Source organism: Proteus sp. TSJ240517 (genome assembly GCF_047921575.1).
Taxonomy (GTDB): domain Bacteria; phylum Pseudomonadota; class Gammaproteobacteria; order Enterobacterales; family Enterobacteriaceae; genus Proteus.
Window position 1 is genome coordinate 117281 of record NZ_JBLRMH010000005.1, and the last position, 24979, is coordinate 142259.

The 24979-nt window shown below is 41.6% G+C and carries 21 protein-coding genes and 2 tRNA genes; 19 read left to right on the plus strand and 4 right to left on the minus strand.

What is annotated here, in order from left to right; genetic code table 11:
* Window positions 1-38 precede the first annotated feature (38 nt).
* From folP to ACNARN_RS10535, 14 genes are all read left to right on the plus strand, one after another.
* A complete protein-coding gene (gene folP, locus ACNARN_RS10470; RefSeq protein ID WP_198632459.1) occupies window positions 39-881 on the plus strand; it encodes a dihydropteroate synthase in 843 nt (280 codons plus the stop codon).
* A complete protein-coding gene (glmM, locus tag ACNARN_RS10475) occupies window positions 878-2215 on the plus strand; it encodes a phosphoglucosamine mutase (protein ID WP_088493982.1) in 1338 nt (445 codons plus the stop codon). The genes folP and glmM overlap by 4 nt, the downstream gene beginning before the upstream one ends.
* A gap of 165 nt (window positions 2216-2380) precedes the next feature.
* Window positions 2381-2725, plus strand: coding sequence for a preprotein translocase subunit SecG (gene secG / locus ACNARN_RS10480; RefSeq protein WP_036914692.1), 345 nt, complete (start codon window positions 2381-2383; stop codon window positions 2723-2725).
* Window positions 2726-2783: 58 nt separating this feature from the next.
* Window positions 2784-2873 (plus strand) — tRNA-Leu (locus tag ACNARN_RS10485).
* Window positions 2874-2933: 60 nt separating this feature from the next.
* Window positions 2934-3010: transfer RNA gene (locus ACNARN_RS10490), tRNA-Met, on the plus strand.
* 202 nt (window positions 3011-3212) lie between these two features.
* The gene (gene rimP, locus ACNARN_RS10495; RefSeq protein ID WP_036914691.1) at window positions 3213-3665 is read left to right on the plus strand and encodes a ribosome maturation factor RimP; all 453 of its coding nucleotides are present in this window, start codon (window positions 3213-3215) and stop codon (window positions 3663-3665) included.
* A 20-nt stretch (window positions 3666-3685) separates the two neighbouring features.
* On the plus strand, window positions 3686-5194 hold the full coding sequence (gene nusA, locus ACNARN_RS10500) for a transcription termination factor NusA (protein WP_006535691.1): 1509 nt from the start codon (window positions 3686-3688) through the stop codon (window positions 5192-5194).
* Window positions 5195-5216: 22 nt separating this feature from the next.
* Window positions 5217-7973, plus strand: coding sequence for a translation initiation factor IF-2 (infB, locus tag ACNARN_RS10505; protein ID WP_196533553.1), 2757 nt, complete (start codon window positions 5217-5219; stop codon window positions 7971-7973).
* A gap of 302 nt (window positions 7974-8275) precedes the next feature.
* Window positions 8276-8677: a 30S ribosome-binding factor RbfA gene (gene rbfA, locus ACNARN_RS10510; RefSeq protein ID WP_198620214.1), complete on the plus strand. Its 402-nt coding sequence runs from the start codon at window positions 8276-8278 to the stop codon at window positions 8675-8677.
* Window positions 8677-9630 (plus strand): tRNA pseudouridine(55) synthase TruB, encoded by a 954-nt coding sequence (truB, locus tag ACNARN_RS10515; protein ID WP_198620213.1) that lies wholly within the window; start codon window positions 8677-8679, stop codon window positions 9628-9630. The genes rbfA and truB overlap by 1 nt, the downstream gene beginning before the upstream one ends.
* Before the next feature lie 123 nt (window positions 9631-9753).
* Window positions 9754-10023, plus strand: a complete 270-nt coding sequence (rpsO, locus tag ACNARN_RS10520) for a 30S ribosomal protein S15 (RefSeq protein ID WP_023583571.1) — start codon at window positions 9754-9756, stop codon at window positions 10021-10023.
* A 250-nt stretch (window positions 10024-10273) separates the two neighbouring features.
* On the plus strand, window positions 10274-12403 hold the full coding sequence (pnp, locus tag ACNARN_RS10525) for a polyribonucleotide nucleotidyltransferase (protein WP_109419174.1): 2130 nt from the start codon (window positions 10274-10276) through the stop codon (window positions 12401-12403).
* Window positions 12404-12515: 112 nt separating this feature from the next.
* Window positions 12516-13403, plus strand: coding sequence for a lipoprotein NlpI (nlpI, locus tag ACNARN_RS10530; RefSeq protein WP_098941350.1), 888 nt, complete (start codon window positions 12516-12518; stop codon window positions 13401-13403).
* Window positions 13404-13574: 171 nt separating this feature from the next.
* Window positions 13575-15473 carry a DEAD/DEAH family ATP-dependent RNA helicase gene (locus ACNARN_RS10535; protein WP_160229903.1) on the plus strand — a complete coding sequence of 633 codons (1899 nt, stop codon included), beginning with the start codon at window positions 13575-13577 and terminating at the stop codon, window positions 15471-15473.
* A 196-nt stretch (window positions 15474-15669) separates the two neighbouring features.
* On the opposite strand, the gene btsR is transcribed toward ACNARN_RS10535, so the two are convergent.
* On the minus strand, window positions 15670-16386 hold the full coding sequence (gene btsR / locus ACNARN_RS10540) for a two-component system response regulator BtsR (RefSeq protein WP_109372676.1): 717 nt from the start codon (window positions 16384-16386) through the stop codon (window positions 15670-15672).
* 2 nt (window positions 16387-16388) lie between these two features.
* Complete coding sequence (locus tag ACNARN_RS10545) at window positions 16389-18092, minus strand: LytS/YhcK type 5TM receptor domain-containing protein (RefSeq protein WP_416304446.1); 1704 nt, start codon at window positions 18090-18092, stop codon at window positions 16389-16391.
* A gap of 234 nt (window positions 18093-18326) precedes the next feature.
* On the opposite strand from ACNARN_RS10545, the gene ACNARN_RS10550 reads away from it, so the two are divergent.
* From ACNARN_RS10550 to ACNARN_RS10560, 3 genes are read left to right on the plus strand one after another with little or no spacing between them, the layout of a single operon-like run.
* Window positions 18327-19298, plus strand: coding sequence for an HlyD family secretion protein (locus ACNARN_RS10550; protein ID WP_198620212.1), 972 nt, complete (start codon window positions 18327-18329; stop codon window positions 19296-19298).
* A gap of 9 nt (window positions 19299-19307) precedes the next feature.
* Window positions 19308-20453, plus strand: coding sequence for an ABC transporter permease (locus ACNARN_RS10555; RefSeq protein ID WP_100157966.1), 1146 nt, complete (start codon window positions 19308-19310; stop codon window positions 20451-20453).
* Complete coding sequence (locus ACNARN_RS10560) at window positions 20453-21616, plus strand: ABC transporter permease (RefSeq protein WP_196533589.1); 1164 nt, start codon at window positions 20453-20455, stop codon at window positions 21614-21616. Before ACNARN_RS10555 ends, ACNARN_RS10560 begins: the two co-directional genes overlap by 1 nt.
* Window positions 21617-21836: 220 nt before the next feature.
* Here ACNARN_RS10560 and ACNARN_RS10565 read toward each other — a convergent pair whose 3' ends face one another.
* The gene (locus ACNARN_RS10565; RefSeq protein ID WP_198620211.1) at window positions 21837-22715 is read right to left on the minus strand and encodes a U32 family peptidase; all 879 of its coding nucleotides are present in this window, start codon (window positions 22713-22715) and stop codon (window positions 21837-21839) included.
* Between the two features lie 13 nt (window positions 22716-22728).
* Complete coding sequence (gene ubiU, locus ACNARN_RS10570; RefSeq protein WP_088493968.1) at window positions 22729-23724, minus strand: ubiquinone anaerobic biosynthesis protein UbiU; 996 nt, start codon at window positions 23722-23724, stop codon at window positions 22729-22731.
* Between the two features lie 216 nt (window positions 23725-23940).
* On the opposite strand from ubiU, the gene ubiT reads away from it, so the two are divergent.
* On the plus strand, window positions 23941-24474 hold the full coding sequence (ubiT, locus tag ACNARN_RS10575; RefSeq protein WP_109372670.1) for a ubiquinone anaerobic biosynthesis accessory factor UbiT: 534 nt from the start codon (window positions 23941-23943) through the stop codon (window positions 24472-24474).
* The gene (locus ACNARN_RS10580; RefSeq protein WP_196533542.1) at window positions 24468-24971 is read left to right on the plus strand and encodes a GNAT family N-acetyltransferase; all 504 of its coding nucleotides are present in this window, start codon (window positions 24468-24470) and stop codon (window positions 24969-24971) included. The genes ubiT and ACNARN_RS10580 overlap by 7 nt, the downstream gene beginning before the upstream one ends.
* Window positions 24972-24979 lie beyond the last annotated feature (8 nt).

Consider the following 24979-nt stretch of genomic DNA (forward strand, 5'->3'; position numbering starts at 1 on the left):
CCAGGCTTCTGGGGTTTTTTTATGAAGGTATCAATGAAATGAAATTAATGGCTAGAGGAACCGAACTTAACTTATCAACACCTCAAGTTATGGGGATTTTGAATGTCACTCCAGACTCTTTCTCTGATGGTGGCACTCATAATTCACTTAATGATGCAGTTGACCATGCAGCAAAATTGATCGCTGAAGGGGCTTCTATCATCGATATTGGTGGTGAGTCTACCAGACCTGGTGCAAGTGACGTCTCTATTGATGAAGAGTTACAGCGTGTTGTTCCTGTTGTTGAGGCTATTCGTCAGCGTTTTGATGTTTGGATCTCTGTTGATACATCTAAAGCTCAAGTCATTACTGAATCCGCAAATGTAGGTGCTTCAATTATCAATGATATTCGCTCATTACAAGAGCCGGGAGCACTTGAAGCAGCCGCTAAAACAGGTTTGCCAGTGTGTATTATGCATATGCAGGGTGACCCTAAAACCATGCAACAGTCACCACATTATGAGAATGTGATGATGGATGTTGATCGTTTTTTACAAGAAAATATTCAACGTTGTGTTGATGCAGGTATCGAAAAAAATCAAATTATTCTTGATCCAGGATTCGGCTTTGGTAAAAATTTAGCGCATAATTACCAACTATTAGCACACCTAAGTGAACTTCATCACTTTGGTTTACCCATACTTGCCGGAATGTCACGCAAATCAATGGTTGGACAACTATTGAATGTACCACCACAAGAGCGTGTTGCTGGTAGCGTGGCATGCGCAGTCATTGCAGCGATGCAAGGCGCACAAATTATTCGTGTACACGATGTTAAAGAGACGGTTGATGCGATGAAAATCGTACAAGCGACTCTTTCTGCAAAGGAAAATAATGAATGAGCGAACGTAAATACTTTGGAACAGATGGTATCCGTGGAAAAGTAGGTGATAGTCCAATTACACCTGATTTTGTATTAAAACTGGGTTGGGCTGCGGGCAAAGTATTAGCACGTCATGGCTCTCGTAAAATCATTATTGGTAAAGATACACGTATCTCAGGCTATATGCTGGAATCTGCATTAGAAGCGGGTTTAGCAGCGGCAGGTTTATCCGCCTCATTTACAGGGCCAATGCCAACACCTGCTGTTGCTTATTTAACGCGTACATTCCGTGCTGAAGCAGGGATTGTTATTTCAGCTTCTCATAACCCTTATTACGATAACGGGATCAAATTCTTCTCTATTGATGGTACAAAATTACCAGATGAAGTAGAAGAAGCCATTGAAGCTGAAATGGAAAAGCCAATTACCTGTGTTGAATCAGCAGAGCTTGGTCGTGCAAATCGTATCGTGGATGCGGCAGGTCGTTATATTGAATTCTGTAAAGGGACTTTCCCAAATGAAAACAATCTTAATGGTCTAAAAGTGGTTGTCGATTGTGCTCATGGTGCAACATACCATATTGCACCAAACGTATTTCGTGAATTAGGTGCTGAAGTGATCACTATTGGCTGTGATCCAACGGGTATCAATATCAACGAAGAGTGTGGCGCAACAGATGTTCGTATGTTGCAAAAACGCGTCTTAGAAGAAGGCGCTGATGTTGGTTTAGCTTTTGATGGTGACGGCGACCGTATCATCATGGTTGACCATCAAGGCCTAAAAGTTGATGGTGACCAAATTCTCTACATTATTGCGAGAGAAGCGTTACGCCAAGGTCAATTACGCGGTGGCGCAGTTGGTACTCTAATGAGCAATATGGGATTAGAGATTGCACTTAAACAACTGGGTATTCCTTTTGTAAGAGCAAAAGTGGGCGACCGCTATGTGCTTGAAAAATTACAAGAGAAAGGCTGGCGTTTAGGTGCTGAAAACTCAGGCCACATTATTTTATTAGATAAAACGACTACAGGTGATGGTATTGTTGCAGGTTTACAAGTTTTAAGTGCAATGGTGCGTAACCATATGAGTCTGCATGATCTATGTAGTGGTATGAAACTATTACCACAAATTTTAGTGAATGTTCGCTTTACCGGTAGCCACGATCCGCTACAAACACCTGAAGTTCAGAAAGTCGCTAAAGCGGTTGAAGAAGAACTGGCTGGTAAAGGTCGTGTATTACTGCGTAAATCAGGAACAGAACCTTTAATTCGTGTCATGGTTGAAGGTGAAAATGAAGAGCAAGTCACTGCGATGGCAAATCGTATTGCTGACGCTGTGAAGCACGTTGGTTAATTGATGCTTTTTTCTTCAATCAATCACTTTGTAGAAAAATAACCTTGCTTGTCAGTTCAGCTTTGGTTAGTATTCACACCCGCTTAGTAAGGTCTTGAACTAAAGCGGGTGAAGCAATCGAAGGTTATCGTTAAGACGATAAGTTCCATAGAAAAGGTAACGCAAATGTATACGGCACTCATTGTTATTCTTATCATTGTAGCAACAGGGCTAGTTGGTCTGATCCTGTTACAGCAGGGTAAAGGTGCTGATATGGGCGCTTCTTTTGGTGCAGGTGCTTCTGGTACAGTATTTGGTTCAAGCGGTTCAGCTAACTTTATGACCCGTATGACCGCTGTTTTAGCGACAGCTTTTATTGTACTTGCCCTTATTTTAGGTAATCTAAGTGCCAATAAAACTGTGCGTGAAGACAGCAAATGGATGTCTATCGAGCAGACTACAGAAGAAGCTAAAAAAGCTGAGCAATTAGCAGCGCCTGTAGCGCCAGCAAATACAGATATTCCGCAGTAAACTAAGTAAAGATTTAAATGAGATTGTTAATTTTTACGCAGTAACAGTCTCATTAAGTGCCGAGGTGGTGAAATTGGTATACACGCTACCTTGAGGTGGTAGTGCCTATAAAACGGGCGTACGGGTTCAAGTCCCGTTCTCGGCACCATTATTCCAGATAGCTTGCGTTTTGCTTGTTATCAGCGTAAAATTTGCCACGTTTTTCGAACGCGGGGTGGAGCAGCTTGGTAGCTCGTCGGGCTCATAACCCGAAGGTCGTCGGTTCAAATCCGGCCCCCGCAACCACTTCTAACAATACAGCACTTTTCTCATTAATCATCTTGTTGAACCGATTATGATCCTGAGTGGAATGTGCCGTAAGAAGAGGTTATTCTCGAATGGCAAGTTACAGGGTCCAGTTGCATAAAGCCCCGAATTTCGGGGTTTTTTGTTATCAGAGAATAGAATACTGGGCTATAGGCCCTTTTTTTATGCCTTGGGGGTGGGTTTGTCCACATTAGAGCAAAAATTAACAGCGATGGTTTCAGCACCAGTAGAAGCATTAGGCTTTGAATTTGTCGGTCTTGAGTTTATTCGTGGCCGAGAATCAACATTGCGCATCTATATTGATAGTGAAGACGGTATCACTGTTGATGATTGTGCTGATGTTAGCCACCAGGTCAGTGCTGTGCTGGATGTTGAAGATCCAATTCAAACAGTTTATAACCTTGAGATTTCTTCTCCTGGTTTAGAACGACCTTTATTCACTGCAACGCATTATGAGCAATTTATCGGCGAAGAAGCCGCTATCGTATTACGAATTGCAATGCAAAACCGCCGTAAATGGCAGGGCATTATTAAGTCTGTCGCTGGCGAAATGATCACGGTTACTGTGGATGGTAAAGACGAAGTGTTCGCACTGAGCAACATCCAGAAAGCTAACCTGGTACCCCACTTTTAAGTTTTGAAGAGGCAACTAGGATGAACAAAGAGATTCTGGCTGTTGTGGAAGCGGTCTCTAACGAAAAATCTCTTCCTCGTGAAAAGATTTTTGAAGCACTGGAAACCGCACTAGCGACAGCAACTAAGAAAAAATACGAGCAAGAAATTGACGTTCGTGTATGTATCGACCGTAAAACGGGTGACTTTGATACATTCCGTCGTTGGGTTGCCGTTGATGAAGTCACTCAACCTACTCGTGAAATCACACTTGAAGCTGCTCAATATGAAGATCCTAGTATTGAACTAGGTGGTTATATTGAAGATCAGATTGAATCTGTCACTTTCGACCGTATTACAACACAAACCGCTAAACAAGTTATCGTACAAAAAGTACGTGAAGCTGAAAGAGCAATGGTTGTTGATCAATTCCGCGAACAACTCGGCGAAATTATCACGGGTGTTGTGAAGAAAGTGAACCGTGAAAATATCACTTTAGACTTAGGCAACAACGCTGAAGCGGTTATTTTACGTGAAGATATGTTACCGCGTGAAAACTTCCGTCCAGGTGACCGTTTACGTGGTGTTTTATACGACGTACGTACAGAAACCCGTGGTGCACAACTTTTCGTGACACGCTCTCGCCCTGAAATGCTGGTTGAACTTTTCCGTATTGAAGTACCAGAAATTGGCGAAGAAATCATTGAAATTAAAGCTGCAGCGCGTGATCCAGGTTCTCGTGCCAAAATCGCAGTAAAAACTAACGACAAGCGTATTGACCCTGTGGGTGCTTGTGTTGGTATGCGTGGTGCGCGTGTACAAGCCGTTTCCAGTGAATTGGGCGGCGAGCGAATTGATATTGTTCTGTGGGATGATAATCCTGCACAATTCGTCATTAATGCAATGGCTCCGGCAGATGTTGCTTCTATTGTTGTCGATGAAGACAAATGTACAATGGATGTTGCAGTTGAAAGCAGTAACCTTGCACAGGCAATCGGCCGTAATGGTCAAAACGTTCGTCTGGCAGCACAGTTACTGAAAAAACATCGTGGTGATGACAAGTGGGAATTAAACGTCATGACTGCTGATGAACTGAATGCAAAACATCAGGCAGAAGCAAACGCAGCCATTGAAATATTTACTAAGCATCTCGACATTGATGAAGACTTCGCAACTGTTTTAGTTGAAGAAGGTTTCTCTACCCTTGAAGAGTTAGTTTATGTGCCAATCAGTGAACTGCTGGCTATTGACGGATTAGATGAAGATACCGTTGAAGCTCTACGTGAAAGAGCAAAAGCTGCACTAACAACGATTGAGTTGGCTCAAAAAGAAAGCCTAGGCGATAACCAGCCAGCCGAGGACTTATTAGCTCTCGAAGGATTGGAGCGCTCTTTAGCATTTGATCTAGCTGCCCGTGGTATCTGCACACTGGAAGATCTTGCCGAACAGGGTATCGACGACCTAACTGATATTGAAGGTTTAAATAGTGAGCGCGCAGGCGAACTCATTATGGCCGCACGTAATATCTGCTGGTTTGGGAATGATGCGTAACAACTGAGCAGGAAGGAACAGAATGACAGATGAAACAGTAAAATCACTGGCAGAAGAGATTCAGACACCGGTTGAACGTTTGGTACAGCAGTTTGCTGATGCCGGTATTAAGAAGACCGTCTCTGATTCTGTCTCCCAAAAAGAGAAAGAAACCTTACTGGCTTGGTTGAATCGTGATAAAGACGTATCAACCAACCAACCAGAAAAATTAACGTTACAACGCAAAGTGCGTAGTACGTTAAGTGTTCCTGGTACAGGTGGCAAAAGTAAATCAGTAGCCATCGAAGTCCGCAAAAAACGCACTTATGTGAACCGTGACGCCGTTGAAAAAGCGCAAGCGGATGAGCAAGCTCAGCGTGAAGCGGAAGAAAAGGCGCATCGCGAAGCCGAAGAAAAAGCCCAGCGCGAAGCACAAGAGAAAGCACAGCGCGAAGCTGAAGAAAAAGCAAAACGTGAAGCTGAAAAGGCGAAGAAAGACGCCGAAGAAAAAGCGAAACGTGAAGCTGAAGAAGCAAAACGTGAAGCAGCGGAATTAGCTAAGCGCGAAGCAGCGGAAAAAGATAAAGTGAAACAAAACGATAAACCAAAAGCTGATAAAGCAGCAGATCAGGAAAAAGCACGTCGCAATGCTGAACAGGCTGAACTGAAGCGTAAAACGGAAGAAACACAGCGCCGTAAAGCGGAAGAAGAAGCACGAGTTGCAGCAGAAAAAGCACGTCGTTTAGCTGAAGAAAATGCTGAAAAATGGACTGCTGAACCTAAAGCGCCAGAAACTGAAGGCTCAGACTATCATGTAACAACATCACGTTATGCTCGTGATGCAGAAGATGAAAGTGATGCTGAGGTTGAAGGTGGCCGCGGTCGTGGTCGCAACGCTAAGGCTCCTCGTCCTAAGAAAAACAACCGCCATTCTGAAAAAGCAGATCGTGAAGAAGCACGTGCTGCTGGCCGTACTAACAAGAAAGGTAAACGTAAAGGTAGCTCATTACAGCAAGGCTTCAATAAGCCAGCTGCTGTTGTAAACCGTGATGTTATCATCGGTGAGACTATTTCTGTTGCCGAACTTGCTAACAAAATGGCAGTAAAAGGGTCTGAAGTTATCAAAACTATGATGAAAATGGGTGCTATGGCGACCATTAATCAGGTTTTAGACCAAGAAACTGCACAGCTTGTTGCTGAAGAAATGGGCCATAAAGTTATCTTACGTCGTGAAAACGAGTTAGAAGAACAAGTCATGAGCGATCGTGATACTGGCGAAGAAAGCGCAGTATCTCGTGCACCAGTTGTAACTATCATGGGTCACGTTGACCACGGTAAAACATCATTACTGGACTACATTCGTTCAACGAAAGTAGCATCAGGCGAAGCGGGTGGTATCACCCAGCATATCGGTGCTTACCACGTTAAGACTGACAAAGGTGAAATCACCTTCCTAGATACTCCAGGTCACGCCGCGTTTACTTCAATGCGTGCTCGTGGTGCTCAGGTAACGGATATCGTTGTTCTGGTTGTTGCGGCAGATGATGGTGTAATGCCACAAACTATCGAAGCAATCCAACACGCAAAAGCGGCAAACGTACCCGTTGTTGTTGCAGTGAACAAAATTGATAAACACGAAGCTGATCCAGATCGCGTTAAAACGGAATTGTCTCAATATGGCATCTTGCCAGAAGAGTGGGGCGGCGAAACTCAGTTTATGCACGTATCTGCAAAACAAGGTTTAGGTATTGACGAACTGCTGGATGCTATTCTTTTACAAGCTGAAGTTCTTGAACTGAAAGCAGTTAAAGAAGGTATGGCAAGCGGTGTTGTTATCGAATCTTACCTTGATAAAGGCCGTGGCCCAGTTGCTACTATTCTTGTCCGTGAAGGTACACTGAATAAAGGTGACATCGTTCTGTGTGGTTTCGAATACGGTCGTATTCGTGCGATGCGTAACGAATTAGGTCAAGACGTTCAATCTGCTGGTCCATCAATGCCAGTTGAGATCTTAGGTCTGTCTAACGTTCCTTCTGCGGGTGATGAAGCAACGGTTGTTCGTGACGAGAAGAAAGCGCGTGAAGTTGCATTATACCGTCAAGGTAAATTCCGCGATGTTAAACTGGCTCGTCAGCAGAAATCTAAACTGGAAAACATGTTCGCTAACATGGAGGAAGGTAAAACTTCTGAACTGAACATCGTTCTGAAAACAGACGTTCAAGGTACTTGTGAAGCGATTACTGATGCCTTAGTTAAACTGTCTACTAATGAAGTTAAACTGAAAATCATCGGTTCAGGCGTAGGTGGTATCACCGAAACTGACGCAACATTAGCAGCGGCTTCTAACGCAATCATTCTTGGCTTTAACGTTCGTGCTGATGCATCTGCTCGCCGTATCATTGAACAAGAAAGCGTTGATTTACGTTACTACTCTGTTATCTATAGCCTGATTGACGAAATCAAACTGGCAATGAGTGGTATGTTGGCACCTGAATATAAACAAGAAATCATGGGTCTTGCAGAAGTCCGTGATGTGTTTAAATCACCTAAATTCGGCGCGATTGCGGGCTGTATGGTGGTTGAAGGTAACATCAAACGTAATAACCCAATTCGTGTTCTACGTGATAACGTGGTTATCTATGAAGGCGAACTTGAGTCACTGCGTCGCTTTAAAGATGATGTCAACGAAGTACGTAACGGCATGGAATGTGGTATCGGTGTGAAAAACTACAACGATGTTCGTGTTGGCGACATGATTGAAGTCTTCCAAGTTATCGAAATCAAACGTTCTATTGATTAATTTAGTCCGTTTTGTTTTAAAAGGGAGCTCAAGGGCTCCCTTCTTATTCCTTTCTTTGCTGTATTCTCCTTTTATTTCCTCTCCATTTTTCAACATAACCGAAATAGATTGCCTTTCAGTAATTTATGAAAGTGAAATAACAGGGTAAAATAGCACCAAAGAAACATTTTATTTCTAAAGAAAGAAATCAGAGAAAGCGGTTGTTAAATATCACTTCATGTATACTCTTTAGATATCATTGATTTTAGATTTGAATTAACAATGACAATCAGGGCGATACCCTATTGTCAGGGAGAGATAAAATGGCAAGAGATTTTAGCCGTAGTCAGCGTGTTTCTCAGGAAATGCAAAAAGAAATCGCCATCATTTTACAACGTGAAGTCAAAGATCCACGTATTGGAATGGCAACGGTTTCTGGCGTTGAAATTTCTCGTGATTTGGCTTATGCCAAAGTATTTGTCACCTTTTTAAACTTATCAGGTGGTGAACAAAGCGAAGAAGAGATGGTTGCAGAGGGGTTAACTGCACTTAATGAAGCCGCTGGTTTTATTCGTTCTTTATTAGGTAAAGCGATGCGTTTACGTATTGTGCCTGAACTGACATTTGCTTATGACAACTCATTAGTTGAAGGTATGCGTATGTCTAACTTAGTTTCTAACGTCGTTAAAAGCGATGAAGAGCGTCGTCATAAAGAGGATAAATAATGGGGCGTCGTCGTAAGGGGCGTGAGATTAACGGCGTATTGCTACTCGATAAACCCCAAGATATTTCCTCTAACGATGCACTCCAAAAAGTCCGCCGTATGTTTAATGCCAGTAAGGCTGGGCATACAGGGGCATTGGATCCTTTAGCAACAGGTATGCTCCCTATTTGTTTAGGTGAAGCAACAAAATTTTCACAGTTTCTATTGGATTCTGATAAGCGTTATCGTGTTATTGCACGTTTAGGGCAACGAACAGATACCTCCGATGCACATGGTGAGGTTATTCAAGAACGCCCAGTACAATTTACACAGCAGGCTTTAGATGATGCCTTAGAGAGTTTTCGCGGTGAAACATTGCAAATCCCTTCAATGTACTCCGCTTTAAAACATCAAGGTAAACCGCTTTACGAATACGCTCGACAAGGTATTGAGGTTGAGCGTGAAGCAAGACCCATCACGGTTTATGAACTTCAGTTTATTCGCTGGGAAGGTGATGAGCTAGAGCTAGAAATTCATTGTTCTAAAGGTACTTACATTCGAACAATTATTGATGATCTTGGTGAGAAATTACAATGTGGTGCTCACGTTATTTTCTTACGTCGATTAGAAGTCGCAGATTATCCTAAAGAGCGAATGGTCACATTAGAGCAATTAAGAGCGATGATAGAGAATGCACAAGCTGCTCAAGAAGATCCTTTCTTAGCACTTGATGCACTGTTATTACCTATGGATACCGCTGTTGCACATTTTCCTGTTGTGAATTTGACCACGATTATTGCGGGTTATCTCAAGCTGGGGCAACCTGTTCGTGTTAATCATGACATCAATGAAGGCGAATGGGTAAGAGTAACTGAAGGCGATGAAAAAAAATTCATTGGTCTTGCTATCATTAAAGATGGCCTAGTTGCTCCGAAAAGAGTGGTTGTAGACTATAGCGCACAAGATAACACTTAATAGCAATCTTGCGCTAAAAGTGTTTGAAGCGTAGAATAATGCGGCTATCTGTTTAGGTGGCTGAGTTGGATAGCTGAATTAGAGATTGGCTATCTGAAAATTTTACTTAATTTGGAGTTTATTATGTCTCTAAGTACTGAAGCGAAAGCACAAATCGTTGCTGAATTTGGTCGTGATGCTAACGATACTGGCTCAAGCGAAGTTCAGATTGCACTGCTGACTGCAGAAATCAACCACCTGCAAGGTCACTTTTCAGAGCACAAAAAAGATCACCACAGCCGTCGTGGTCTGCTGCGTAAAGTTTCCAGCCGTCGTAATCTGCTGGACTACCTGAAACGTAAAGATGTTGCTCGTTACTCTGCACTGATTGAACGTTTAGGTCTGCGTCGCTAATCAAGCGAGTTTCAGTGGAAAGGGGCCTGTTGGCCCCTTTTCTACTAAAAAGTGCTATTTTTAATATTAGTCGTTATGTTTTAATGTGGTGATTGTTATTTAATCTCTCTAGTTACGACAATTCGCGCGGCTAATGAAAGTATTTATCATTAAATGGTTAATATTTTCATTAGTCGCGAGGGGACGTAGCGGAGAAAAGATCATTCATCGTCGCTAAACATCTGGCGACAATAAGATAAAGGATATTATTTTGCTGAATCCTACAGTTCGTAAATTTCAATACGGTCAACATACTGTTTCGTTAGAAACAGGCATGATGGCTCGTCAAGCAACAGCCGCTGTTATGGTTGACATGGACGGCACTGCTGTTTTTGTTACCGTTGTTGCAAAGAAAAAAGTTAAAGCTGGACAAGATTTCTTCCCATTAACTGTTAACTACCAAGAGCGTTCATACGCTGCTGGTCGTATCCCAGGTAGCTTCTTCCGTCGTGAAGGTCGTCCTGGTGAAGGCGAAACGTTGATTGCACGTTTAATTGACCGCCCTTTACGCCCATTATTCCCAGAAGGTTTCTTAAACGAAATTCAAATCGTTGCTACCGTTGTTTCAGTTAACCCACAAGTTAACCCAGATATCGTTGCAATGATTGGTGCTTCTGCGGCATTAGCGCTGTCAGGTGTTCCATTTAATGGTCCTATCGGTGGTGCGCGTGTTGGTTTTATCGATGGACAATATGTTCTAAACCCAACTGTTGATGAGCTGAAAGTTAGCAAATTAGACTTAGTGGTTGCAGGTACTGCGGGTGCGGTACTGATGGTAGAATCAGAAGCTGATTTATTATCAGAAGAAGAAATGTTAGGTGCAGTAGTATTTGGTCATGATCAACAACAAGTCGTGATCGAAAACATCAATGCATTAGTTGCAGAAGTTGGTAAAGAGAAATGGGATTGGGCGCCAGAAGCCATCAACCAAACTTTACATGACCGTATTGCACAATTAGCACAAGCTCGCATTGGTGATGCTTACCGTATCACTGAGAAACAAGAGCGTTATGAACAAATCGAAGCTATCCGTGATGAAGTTATTGCGACGTTAGTAGCTGAAGATGAAACTTTAGATGAAGCTGAAATCAGCGAAATCTTCTCAGGTCTTGAGAAAAACATCGTTCGTGCTCGCGTATTAGCTGGCGAACCACGTATTGATGGCCGTGAAAAAGACATGGTACGTGCATTAGACATTCGCACTGGCTTATTACCACGTACTCACGGTTCAGCACTGTTTACTCGTGGTGAAACTCAGGCTCTGGTAACTGCAACATTAGGTACTGCGCGTGATGCTCAAACTATTGATGACATCATGGGTGAGCACACTGATACATTCTTGCTGCACTATAACTTCCCTCCATACTCTGTTGGTGAAACAGGCATGATGGGTTCACCAAAACGTCGCGAAATCGGTCATGGCCGTTTAGCAAAACGTGGTGTGTTAGCAGTAATGCCAACAATTGAAGAATTCCCATATACCGTTCGTGTGGTTTCTGAAATCACTGAATCAAATGGTTCATCTTCAATGGCATCTGTTTGCGGTGCTTCTTTAGCACTGATGGATGCAGGTGTACCAATTAAAGAATCTGTTGCAGGTATTGCAATGGGTCTAGTAAAAGAAGGCGACAACTTTGTTGTTCTTTCCGATATTCTGGGTGATGAAGACCATTTAGGCGATATGGACTTTAAAGTTGCGGGTAGCCGTAACGGTGTCAGCGCATTACAGATGGATATCAAAATCGAAGGTATCACTCGTGAAATCATGCAAGTTGCATTAAACCAAGCGAAAAGCGCACGTCTACATATTTTAGGCGTAATGGAAGATGCAATTAGCCAACCTCGTGCTGATATTTCTGAATTCGCACCGCGCATTCACACTATCAAAATTAATCCAGACAAGATCAAAGACGTTATCGGTAAAGGCGGCTCTGTTATCCGTGCATTAACGGAAGAAACTGGCACAACTATCGAAATCGAAGATGATGGTACAGTGAAGATTGCTGCAACAAGTGGCGATCAAGCAAAACAAGCTATCGCTCGTATCGAAGAAATTACTGCTGAAGTTGAAGTGGGTCGTATCTACAACGGTAAAGTAACTCGTATTGTAGATTTCGGTGCATTCGTTGCTATCGGTGGCGGCAAAGAAGGTCTGGTTCATATTTCTCAAATCGCAGACAAACGCGTTGAGAAAGTGAGTGACTACTTGGAAATGGGTCAAGAAGTTCCAGTTAAAGTACTGGAAATTGACCGTCAAGGCCGTATTCGCTTAAGCATGAAAGAAGCTCAAGCTAATCAGCAGGAAGCAACAGAAACTTCTTCTGAAGATTCTGCGAATTAATGATATTCTACTACCGATATCTAGACATAGGTATCGGTAGAGACTTATTATGATTGACAAGTAGGACGTCTAGAACGCTTTTTGTTGAAAGGTCTGACTTTGGGAGTGAGAAATGAAAACATTTCTGCGCAGTTGTTCTATTGCTGTTTTCATCTTTATTTCCGGATGCAGCACTAGTCCAGAGTGGCGTCAGAATGCGATTTTTGCCACACCATTGCAGCCTTCTTTACAACAAGAAGTGATATTGGCTCGTATAGAACAAATCTTAGCGAGCCGCTCATTAACTGAAGATGAATACGCACAGCTTTTATATGAGCGTGGTGTGCTGTATGATAGTCTCGGTTTACGAGCTTTAGCGCGCAATGATTTTTCAATGGCGCTATCAATACGACCAGATATGCTAGAAATTTTTAATTTTCTAGGTATCTATTTTACGCAGGCAGCGAATTACGATGCTGCTTATGAAGCGTTTGATTCTGTTTTAGAGCTTGATCCAACTTACAATAATGCGCGTTTTAATCGTGGTATCGCTTCGTACTACGGTGGCCGATTGAAATTGGCGCAGGATGATCTGCAGGCGTTTTATCAGGTCGATCCAAATGATCCCATTCGTTCGCTTTGGTTATATCTTGTAGAAAAAGAGATAAACACTGATTTGGCTAAACAACAGCTAAAACAGCGATACCAGCAGGCGGATAAAACGGGGCAATGGGGATGGAATATAGTTGAGTTTTATTTAGGCGATATTAATGAGAAAACATTAATGTTGAAACTAAATGAGGCTTCAACCGATAACACTTCGCTCGCTGAGCATCTTAGTGAAACTAACTTCTATTTAGGTAAGTATTACCTAAGTCTGGGGGACATGGATAGCGCAGAAGCGTTATTCAAGCTGACGGTTGCCAACAACGCACATAACTTTGTTGAGCACCGCTACGCATTGTTGGAATTAGCACTGTTAGGCCAACAAGAAGACCTAGCGGAATCGGACCAGCAATAGCTGACGAACATTTCTCTGATCAGTTTGAAAGCCATCATCTACATAGGATGAGGGCTTGTTTGTTCGTTTAATAATATAATTTGAGCCAGTTCACATTTTAGATGATAAAGACCGACAAACCATGCGGTATGTTATGTCAACTGGCTGCCATAATGAATGAGGCACAGTGACATGACTACTGAAACCGATATGACTTTTGCTGATCTAGGTTTATCAGCACCTATTTTGACTGCACTGAATGACTTAGGCTACGAGAAGCCTTCTCCAATTCAGCAACAATGTATTCCTTTCCTTTTAAACGGCAATGATGTTTTAGGTATGGCACAGACAGGTAGTGGTAAAACTGCCGCATTTAGCCTGCCTTTATTACACAATCTTGATGAATCATTAAAAGCACCACAAATTTTAGTTTTAGCACCTACTCGTGAACTTGCGGTTCAGGTTGCTGAAGCAATTGAAGATTTTTCTAAACATTTACCAAAAGTGAATGTTGTTGCACTGTATGGTGGTCAACGTTATGACGTACAATTACGTGCATTACGTCAAGGACCACAAGTTGTTGTGGGTACACCAGGTCGTTTATTAGACCACTTAAATCGTGGTACTTTAGATTTATCTAAACTGAAAGGTTTAGTACTGGATGAAGCTGATGAAATGTTACGTATGGGCTTTATTGAAGATGTTGAAAACATTTTAAGTAAGATCCCAGCAGAACACCAAACTGCACTGTTCTCTGCAACAATGCCAGAAGCAATTCGTCGTATTACACGTCGCTTTATGAATGATCCTAAAGAAGTGCGCATTCAAAGTAGCGTAACGACACGTCCAGACATTAGTCAAAGCTATTGGATGACATTCGGCGCACGTAAAAATGAAGCGTTAATTCGTTTCTTAGAAGCTGAAGATTTTGATGCGGCAATTATTTTCGTTCGTACTAAAAACGCAACATTAGAAGTTGCTGAAGCTTTAGAGCGTAACGGCTATAACAGCGCAGCGTTAAATGGTGATATGAACCAATCACTGCGTGAGCAAACATTAGAGCGTCTGAAAAATGGTCGTTTAGATATTTTAATTGCAACTGACGTTGCTGCTCGTGGTCTTGACGTTGACCGTATCAGCCTTGTTGTGAACTATGATATCCCAATGGATTCAGAATCTTATGTTCACCGTATTGGTCGTACTGGTCGTGCGGGTCGTGCTGGCCGTGCAATTTTATTCGTTGATAATCGTGAGCGTCGTTTACTGCGCAATATCGAACGTACAATGAAGATGACTATTCCTGAAGTAGAACTGCCAAATGCAGAGCTTATCAGCCAACGTCGTCAGGAAAAATTTGCACAGCAAATCGCACAACAATTAGAAACTAGCAACCTTGACCAATACCGTGCTCTGTTACCTAAATTAGCTCCACAAGGTGAAGAAGCGCTGGATATGGAAACACTGGCTGCGGTATTACTGAAAATGGCTCAAGGTGAGCGTGCACTTATTCTGCCACCAGATCCAGTTCGTCGTCCTCGTCGTGAATTTAACGATCGTGACGATCGTCGTGGTGATGATCGCCGTCGCGGTGATAACGATCGCGAGCGTTCTCCTCGTCGTGAACGTCGTGATGCTGGCGAGATGGATTTATACCGTATCGAAGTGGGTCGTGATGATGGTGTTGAAGTGCGTCATATCGTTGGTGCGATTGCTAACGAAGGCGATATCAGTAGCCGTTACATTGGTAATATCAAACTGTATGGTTCTCACTCAACCATCGAATTACCAAAAGGTATGCCAACAGATTTATTAAGCCATTTCACACGTACGCGTATTATGAACAAACCACTGAATATGCAATTAGTGGGTGATGCTCAATCTCAGCCTTTCCGTGAGCGTCGTAATAACAGCCGTCGTGATGGTCAGCCACAAGGTGGTCGTCGTTTTAACAATGGTGATCAACCACAACGTCGTGGTAATAACGACCGTGGTGGTGAGCGTAGCAACGATCGTGGTGGCGAGCGCGGTAACTTCCGCAGTCGTAACAACGAAGGTACACCACGCCGCCGTAGCAGCTCTCATAACCAATAAGAGTTGGTAATTAACTTAATTTTTAATTAAGTTGATGACAAAAAAATAAAACCAGTCAATGAAAGTTGACTGGTTTTTTTATCATTTGATTAGTAATATAAAATTTATTACGACACATTTCTGTCAATATAAACAATAGGAAAGCTTATTCAAGTAAATCGGTTAGATTTACGTGCAGATTTTAATTTATAACAAATTAGCTTAAGCCAATCGCTTCTTTTAATGGCTTTAAATATCGACGGCTGACAGGAATTTGGCTGTTATTGTGTAATATCAACTCCGCTTGCCCATTATCGCCAAAAACAATCTCATTAACATAATCCATATTCACTAAATATTGGCGATGGCAACGGACCAGCTGTGTCCGTGTTTCTAACGTGCGTAATGTTAATTCTGTAAAGCCTTCTTGACCTTGATTATTGGTTACATAAACCCCACTGAGCCTTGATGTGGCAAATACCGCTTCATCAATGGGCATTAACCAAATACGGCTATGACCTGTACAAGGAATACACTTTAAACGTTCTTCAGGAGGCGTTAAGAGATCAATATTCTGCTTATTACCTTGGCGTAAACGGTTTAATGTTTTTGTTAGGCGCTCTTGCTCTAAAGGTTTGAGTAGATAATCAAAGGCGTGCTCTTCAAAGGCTTGGATTGCATACTCTTCAAATGCGGTTAAAAAGACGATATACGGGCGATGTTCAGGATCAAGCATTGTGACCATTTCAAGCCCTGTAATGCGTGGCATTTGAATATCAAGAAAGACGACATCGGGTTTCTTACGGTGTATCTCTCCTATGGCTTCAATTGCATTACTGCATTCACCAACAATATGAATATCCTTTTCGACTTCAAGTAAACAACGTAAATTTTCACGAGCTAACGGCTCATCGTCAACGATTAATATATTCATTGTTATGCAACGTTATCCATGCTTTTTTCTAGAGGTAAGCAAATTTTCACCTTTGTATATTCATCAGCTTGGCATTCCACTAAAACACCATAAAGTTCGCCATAGCGTAATTTTAATCGCTTATCCACCAGCCTCATTCCTAACCCTAATTCATGAGAAGGGCATTGGGGTTGGTAAAGCCCCGCATTATCACAGATTTCAATAATGATTAAATGGTGCTCTTGGTGTGCTCTAATTGTAATCTTTCCTGTATCTAATAACTGTGATGTTCCATGTTTAATTGCATTTTCGACCATTGGTTGAAGCGAAAAAGCAGGCAAACGGGCATTAGCTAGGCTTTCAGGAATTTGAATATCAATCTGTAATCGTTCCTGAAAACGGGCTTTTTCGATTTGCAAATATGCATTCACATGTTCAATTTCATCACTTAATGTCACAACTGCTTCAGGTCTTTTTAAATTTTTACGAAAGAAAGCAGAGAGAAATTGCACTAATTGCTTTGCTTGTTCGCTATCACGTCGAATAACTGCTTGTAGTGTATTTAATGCGTTAAAAAGAAAGTGGGGATTCACTTGCGCATGGAGAAGTTTAATCTCTGACTCTAAAAGAGATTGCTTATTTCGCTCATATTGTCCAGCCAGAATTTGTGCAGATAATAGACTTGCAATCCCTTCACCTAGGGTTCGGTTAATAGAACTAAATAGGCGATTTTTAGCTTCATAAAGTTTTATTGTGCCAATGACTTGGTTATTTTCGCCTCTTAATGGAATAACTAAGGTTGAGCCAAGTTTGCAATGGGGTGAAAGCGTACAACGGTAAGGTGTTTCATTACCATCTGCATAAACAACTTCATTATTATTGATGGCTTGTTTGGATTGTTCTGATGAAATAGGTGTACCCAGTAAATGATGATCAGCGCCAATACCAATAAAGGCGAGGAGTTTTTCTCTATCTGTAATCGCAACGGCACTGACTCTTAGTTCTTGATAAATGACTTTTGCCACTCGAGTGCTATTATCTTGATTAAACCCTTTACGCAAAATACCTTCGGTGCAAACGGCAATTTTTAATGCTTGAGCTGAAAATGCACTGGTATATTTTTCAAATATTGCACGTCTATCTTGTAATATTCGAATAAACATCGCCGCACCAACGGTATTTGCGACAATCATTGGGGCAGCAATATCTTTCACTAAGGCAAGCGCTTCATTAAATGGGCGAGCTAATAATAAGATAATGCTCATCTGTATTATTTCGGCAAAGAAAGTCACGGCTGCTGCGGTCCATGGATTAAATATGCGGTGCATTTGCCCGCGTTTGACGTAATAACGGTGAACTAATCCGCCAATTAATCCCTCTACAATAGTAGACACCATACAGCTAAATGCGGTCATACCGCCCAGAGAATAACGGTGTAAGCCTCCCGTAAAACCGACAAGGAAGCCGACATAAGGGCCACCTAGTAATCCGCCTAATACCGAACCAATGGCACGCGTATTGGCAATAGAATCATTAATATGTAGCCCAAAATAGGTGCCCATAATACAAAAAATAGAGAAAATGACGTAGCACATCAACTTATGCGGAAGCTTTATCGTGACCTGTAGAAGTGGCGTAAATAAAGGTGTTTTGCTTAAAAACCAAGCAATGATTAAATAAACGCACATTTGCTGTAATAACAGCAAAATAAGATCAAATTCGTACATAAGTATCGAGTACCGTTCTCTTCTTTATCTGATAAATATAAAAATACCAGATAAAACAGGGCTATTAATGAGGCGATAAAGTTTGATATAAGAATAACTTAATCGCACTTTCAAAGAAAATATTCCTTTGCGTCAGTGATCTGGCGCACAAAATTCTTAAAGAAATTCTGAGTTATTGTGTAATATAACTCCGTCAGTGAGTGTTCTACTTCACTATTAAGGTCTAATCGTTATATGAAAAAAAGAGCCATCTATCTTATTTTATTAATGCTAATACTAATTGCATTAGCCATACTTTTCCGCGCGCATAATCAATATTTATTACTGCAAGGCGAAGTGGATGCACCGGAAGTGATTGTCGCCTCTAAAGCCAAAGGCCGTGTGATTGAGCGTCATATAGAGCGAGGTGATGATGTAAAAGCGGGGCAATTGATGATCACATTAGAAAGCCCCGAACTCAATGCGCAAGTTGCTGCACTTGAAGCCGCTAAAGCACAAGCACAAGCTCAATTAGATTTGTCATTACATGGCACAAGAGAAGAGAGTATTCGTAACCTAGAAGCCGTGTTATCTCAAGCAAAAGTGGAAGCTGCAAATTCAGCAAGAGATTATCAGCGTATCAGTGCTGTGGCGAATAAAGGCTATGTATCAGCGACAGAACTTGATAATGCACGCCGTAGCCGTGATGTTGCTTCACAACGTGTAAGAGCCGCGCAAGCTGAGCTTGATGAAGCCCAAAATGGTGATCGTATTGAATTACGCCACAAATATACGGCGGCGGTGCAACAAGCAGAACAACAACTTATTGAGTTGAAGATCCAACAAAACGATCTACAAGTTAAAGCGCCAGTGGATGGAGAAGTTGGTCCTATTCCTGCGGAAATTGGTGAGCTTTTTAACGCGAATAGCCCACTTGCTACACTGATCCGAATTCCTGATGCTTATTTTGTTTATAACCTCCGCGAAGATATCTTAGCGGATATACGTAAAGGTGATCGCATTACTATCACGGTTCCCGCATTAGGCAATAAAGAAGTAGAAGCTGAAATTCGCTATATCGCCCCAATGGGCGACTACGCAACAAAAAGAGCAACAAGAGCAACAGGTGATTTCGATTTAAAAACATTTGAAATCCGACTGTATCCTGTTACGCCAATTGAAGGGCTACGTCCTGGTATGAGCGCATTATGGCGCTGGGATAAATAAGGACGAATAATGAGAGTAAAGGCAGCTTGGCGTGGCTTTAGTAGCGCATTTTCACGAGAAACTCATATGGCAGTTCGTAGCCCCGTTTTTCACTGGCTAAGCTGGCTGTTTCCATTGATGTTGTTTACGTTAATTAGTGCTAACTTTTCTGAAGGCACATTGCTGAACTTGCCTGTTTCCGTGATTAATAATGACAATAGTCCATTATCAAGGACCCTGATAAGAGACCTAAATGCAGGCTCTCATGCGCAATTAAATACGCTAGATGGTAATCCTCGCACAGCAATGGAGCGATTAGGTAGCGCAAAAGATTACGCGATACTGACCATCCCTCGACACTTTGAAAGTAAGGTATTAGCAGGAAAGCAACCGACCACACGGATGTATTACAACGGATTGTATTATGCGGCGGGGAGTTATGCGATTCAGGACTTTAGCGGACTCATTGCAGAGCTTAATGCGCAATATCGCACTGTTTTAGCGCAAGAGATGAATAAGCCCGTTCCACCATTGGCAAAAGTTACGCTCTCTTATGACAGTTTGTTTAATGCCAGCGGGAGTTATATTTATTACCAGCAATTTGCGGCTACGATCCATATGCTCCAACTGTTCGTCGTGACTTGTACTATTTATTCTTTGTCACGAGGAAATATGCTCCTGAATATTAAGCCTTTTACTTTTGCGCTTATTGGGAAGCTTACACCTTATACGCTGTTTTTCTTAACCTTATTAATTGTCGAACTCGCGGCATTAGTGCATTTTTCAGGGGCAAAGGTGAACGGTAATCCGCTATACATGGTGTTAGTGGGATTCTTCTATATTATTGCAGCTCAAAGTGTGGGGTTGCTGCTCTTTGCGTTTACCAATAGTGCGATAACGGCATACAGTATGATAGGTATGTTGGTGAGTATCGCATTGGCATTTTCAGGCATGGCTGTGCCCGAGCTTTCGATGATATTGCCTGCAAGGATCATCTCTAACTTAGAACCATTAACGCACGCCTTAAATGCGATGTTTGATATCTTCTTAAGAGAAGTATCACTACAAGGCATTTTATATGTGTGTTCACTTTTGCTGATTTATCCTTTTGCTATCGCCTTTTTAGTTCGTAAACGTATTTTTAAACGATTGGAATTACAGGTAGGTGTTGCATGATGCAAATGTATTTCCAAACCTTTAAGCGTGTTCTATTGGGTATGTTAGAAAAACCCATGTGGATGTTACTTATTGTTTCTCTGTGCATTATGAGTTTGGTTTATGCCAAGCCTGTACTGTGGGATCTTCCTGTGGCTGTTATCAATCAAGATCACAGTCCCGCAAGTTATTCACTGATCCGCGCATTAAACTCCACACCAAAACTAAGTATCAAGAATTACGATAATTTAGATGAAGCTCGCCACGATATGATTATGCGAGAGTTATTTGCCATTATTATTGTTCCAACCGATTTTGAGAAAAAACTACTCAATGGTAAAGATGTTACTGTGCCTGTATTTGGTGATGCGACAAACCGTCTGGCTAGCGGGCAAATTCAACAAGAATTGATGTTGGCTTATCAGCAGTTATTAGATGCTTACAATGGACGTATTTTGAGAAATGCAGGCTTTAGTGTTGAACAATCAAAAATCCTATTAAAGCCTATTCAGGGTGAAACCATTGCGATGTATAACCCTGGGGTAAGTTTTGCTGCGATTATTTTCCCTGGCTTATTAGTGATGCTATTACAGCACTCACTTCTAATAGCTTGTGTCCGCGTCAGTATCGCGGTGAGAAGTACCCCGAAAGGAAAGCCACCTTTAGCGGTTTATCTAGGGGCATTATCTGCACTTATTCCGATTTGGTTATTTTTATCTGCGGTATTCTTTGCTTTGTGGCCGTGGGTATTGGGTTACCGCCAGGAAGCGCCGCTTTACCAGATTTGGATGCTGACTTTCCCATTCTTATTGGCGGTCTTAGGGTTAGGTAAGTTAATTACAGAATGCTTACGCAGTGTTGAGATGATTTATCTGACACTAGCCTTTGTGACAACACCAGTGTTCTATATTTCTGGCACAATCTGGCCATTACAAGCAATGCCAGATTGGGTATTTGCCATTTCATCTGCATTACCTTCTACATGGGCTGTAAACGCCATGGCGGGAATTAACCAAATGGGGCTGTCATTCCAAAGTATATTGGGTGATATCGTGATGATGCTCGTTTTAGGCGTGATTTATACGGTATTAGGTGTGCTGGTGGGTATGCTACGTAATGGTGAGTTAAGACATATTACGCATCAGTTTAAGCATTGGTTACATCATCGTGGTGAGTCAAAATAAAAAGCCCTTAAGGGCTTTTATTTATCAATATTGTAGATCTTATCTTTACTAATAATATTTACTATGTGGTGGCAACAATCCATTGATAATTTTCTTGGTTCCCATTTTGAAATATCTATTAATGAAAGACCGTGGTAACTCCAAGGAATAATACCGCTTACACCACATCCATAATGATTTAATTGATCTATAAATGTTTTGTTAAGTGTATCATATATCTTTACTTCACCAATTCTAATCCTGCCAACTTACGCCAATAACCATTACAGTCATGATGATGAATCGTTGTAAGAGGTTGTTGACCTTGCTCATTTTGGCGAAATTGTTGCAAGGTATCAAAAATAGCGTCAGATTCAGGTGAAAGGCGAATAATATCCACTAAACCTGCCATTGAAGCTTGATCGTTACCCAAGTTATAGCAATAACCACTTTGTGTTTGAATGCCATTAAGCACAAACACTCGCTGATTTTCTTGTGATAATACTTCACGGCCTTGAGGGTATTTTTGACAACAGGTTTCACAATCATCTTTAGAGCGATTTTCAGAACGCGCAGTAAAACAACGTGCTGAATAAGCGAGAGGAAGATGCCCATAAGCCAATACTTCAACTTCAAACTTATTGCGAATGCCTAATTTTTCACATTGATTTAAAAGATTATTTAACCACTCGCGAGAAAGCTCAACAGGCATACACCAACGCATCATGCCTTGTTTATGCAACAAACGTAGTGCATAAGCGTTGTAGCAGTTAAGCCCGTGGCCTGCAACAAAAGGAAGATTGCGCTCGTAAAGCATATTAATCACGCCAAAATCATGTGCTTCAACTAAAAACTCACCGTTATCAACCAGCTTAGCAATTTCTTTCAATTCAGAAGGTGCTTGTAATAACGCTAAGGTAGAAAGAACCACTTGTTTGCCACTTTTAGCGACTTCTTTGGCGAGGTTTATCCAATCTTGAGGTTTGGTTTCTCGGCGTTTACTGCAAACAGTTTCGCCTAAATAAATAATATCAGCGTCGCATTGTTTTGCTTTTTCGTAGAACGCTTCAAGTGTCTCTTTTTGCCAATAATAAAGTACAGATCCTAATGCATATTTCATTTTCGTATCCTTATTATTGCCATTTACGGTGATAAGCACCCAGTGTTGTTTGTGTTCCTTCTGAAATCTTTCCTAGCGCGTTCATCCAACGTGGATTAGTACTAAAACCTTGAGGATCTTTCTTACATTGATCAATGGCTGCACGCCAAACTCTCGCCACTTCTGTTACATAGGCAGGGCTACGCTGACGACCTTCAATTTTAACTGACGCAATATTCATCGCCATTAATTCAGGTAAGAGTGAAAGAGTATTGAGGCTCGTAGGCTCTTCTAATGCGTGATAACAGTGATCATCAACAAAATAGCGACCTTTACACAGTGTTGGGTAGCCTGCATTTTCATCAGGTGAATAGCGGTCTATCAAGACATCATTAAGGCGAGATTCCATCCCTTGTGGTGTTTGTTGCCAACGTACAAAACGTGCAGGAGAGCAAGCACCTACCGTATTTGGCGATTCACCTGTTAAATAAGAAGAGAGATAGCATCTACCTTCAGCCATAATACATAAACTGCCAAAGGCAAAAACTTCTAAAGGTACAGGGCTAGTTTGTGCTAATTGTTTGACTTGATGAATAGATAGAACACGAGGAAGAACAATACGAGCCACATCGAAGTTACGTTGATAAAACTCAATAGCTTGTGTATTGGTTGCTGAGGCTTGTACTGAAACATGACGTTCAATATGAGGATAACGCTCTGCAGCGTACTCTAACATGGCGATATCCGCCAAGATAAGAGCATCAGCCCCTAAAGATGCCGCCATATCAACGGCTTTTTGCCAGCGTTCAAATCCATCAGGGTGAGCAAAGGTGTTTATTGCAATATGCAATTTTCGCTGGTGGCGATGAACATAATTAACCGCTTCTTGTAACTTCTTTTCTGTGAAATTTAAACCAGCAAAATGTCTTGCATTAGTATCATCTTTTAAGCCGATATAAACGGCATCCGCACCATTATCTATGGCCGCTTTTAAGGCAGGTAAATTACCCGCTGGGCACAGCAATTCCATCTTCACTTCCCTTTAGAAATTAAGAATGATCAGAAATTGTAATGAGCAGGATAAAAAAAGGTTTTGATTTAGGGCAGAGAACTTCGTTTTTTGCTTAAGTAAAATCAAAGAACACAAAATGTGAGCAACGGATTAACCGAATATTGATATAGGATCGCAGAATATCTGTCTATATCTGGCACAATAGCCCGTAATTTTATTTATAGGAGTCCGAACGTGTTTAACAAAATTCGTACCCATTTGGTTAAAGAGGGACCTCGTTTTTTACGTTACCCTTTACAAGTTACCCCATTTGCTCTGCAACGCGATATTTTAGAACAGTTTTTAAGCTGGCAATTTCGTGAATCTTTAGCGGAAGGCGATTTGCACTTTCTAGAAAATAAATGGCTAAAAGTTGAGATAAGAGACTTACATTTACAGTGGTTTATCAGTGTTTGTGATGATAAATTAGTGGTCAGTCGCTTAGAAAAAGAAGATGTCAGCTTTAGTGGAAATGCAAATGATCTTATTTTAATTGCTGCGCGCAAAGAAGATCCTGACACCTTATTTTTCCAACGCCGTCTACAAATTGAGGGTGATACAGAACTCGGGTTATATGTTAAGAACCTGATGGACGCAATTGAATTAGACTCAATGCCATCTGTGTTGCGTTTTGGTTTATTACAACTGGCTGAGTTTGTAAAAAGTGGGCTTCAAGAAGAAACCGAAGACACTCTACACAGCCATGAACTGAGCTCAACTTCATGCTAATACGTGTTGAAATTCCCGTTGATATTCCAGCTATTGATAACCTTTTACGTCAAGCGTTTCCTACAGGTGCAGAAGCTGATTTAGTGGGACATTTACGAGAAGAGGGACTGCTGACATTAGGTATGGTCGCAGTCGATGATGAAGGCCACGTTATGGGTTACATTGGCTTTACACCCGTTGATGTTGATGGTGTCGATTGCCAATGGGTAGGGCTTGCGCCTCTTGCTGTTGCACCTGATTTCCAGAACCAAGGTATTGGACGCCAACTGATTAATGAAGGGTTAGATAGCCTAAATGAATTTGGTTATGGCGCTGTGGTGGTATTAGGTGAGCCAGAGTACTATCAAAAATCAGGCTTTATTCCTGCAAAATCACAAGGGTTACATTGCAAATGGCCTGACACCGAAGAGGCATTTCAGTTCTATGCTCTCGATAATGGTAATGTTGAAAATATTCATGGTTTAGTGAATTTCTCGCCATTATTTGATGAGGTTTAATCGAACAG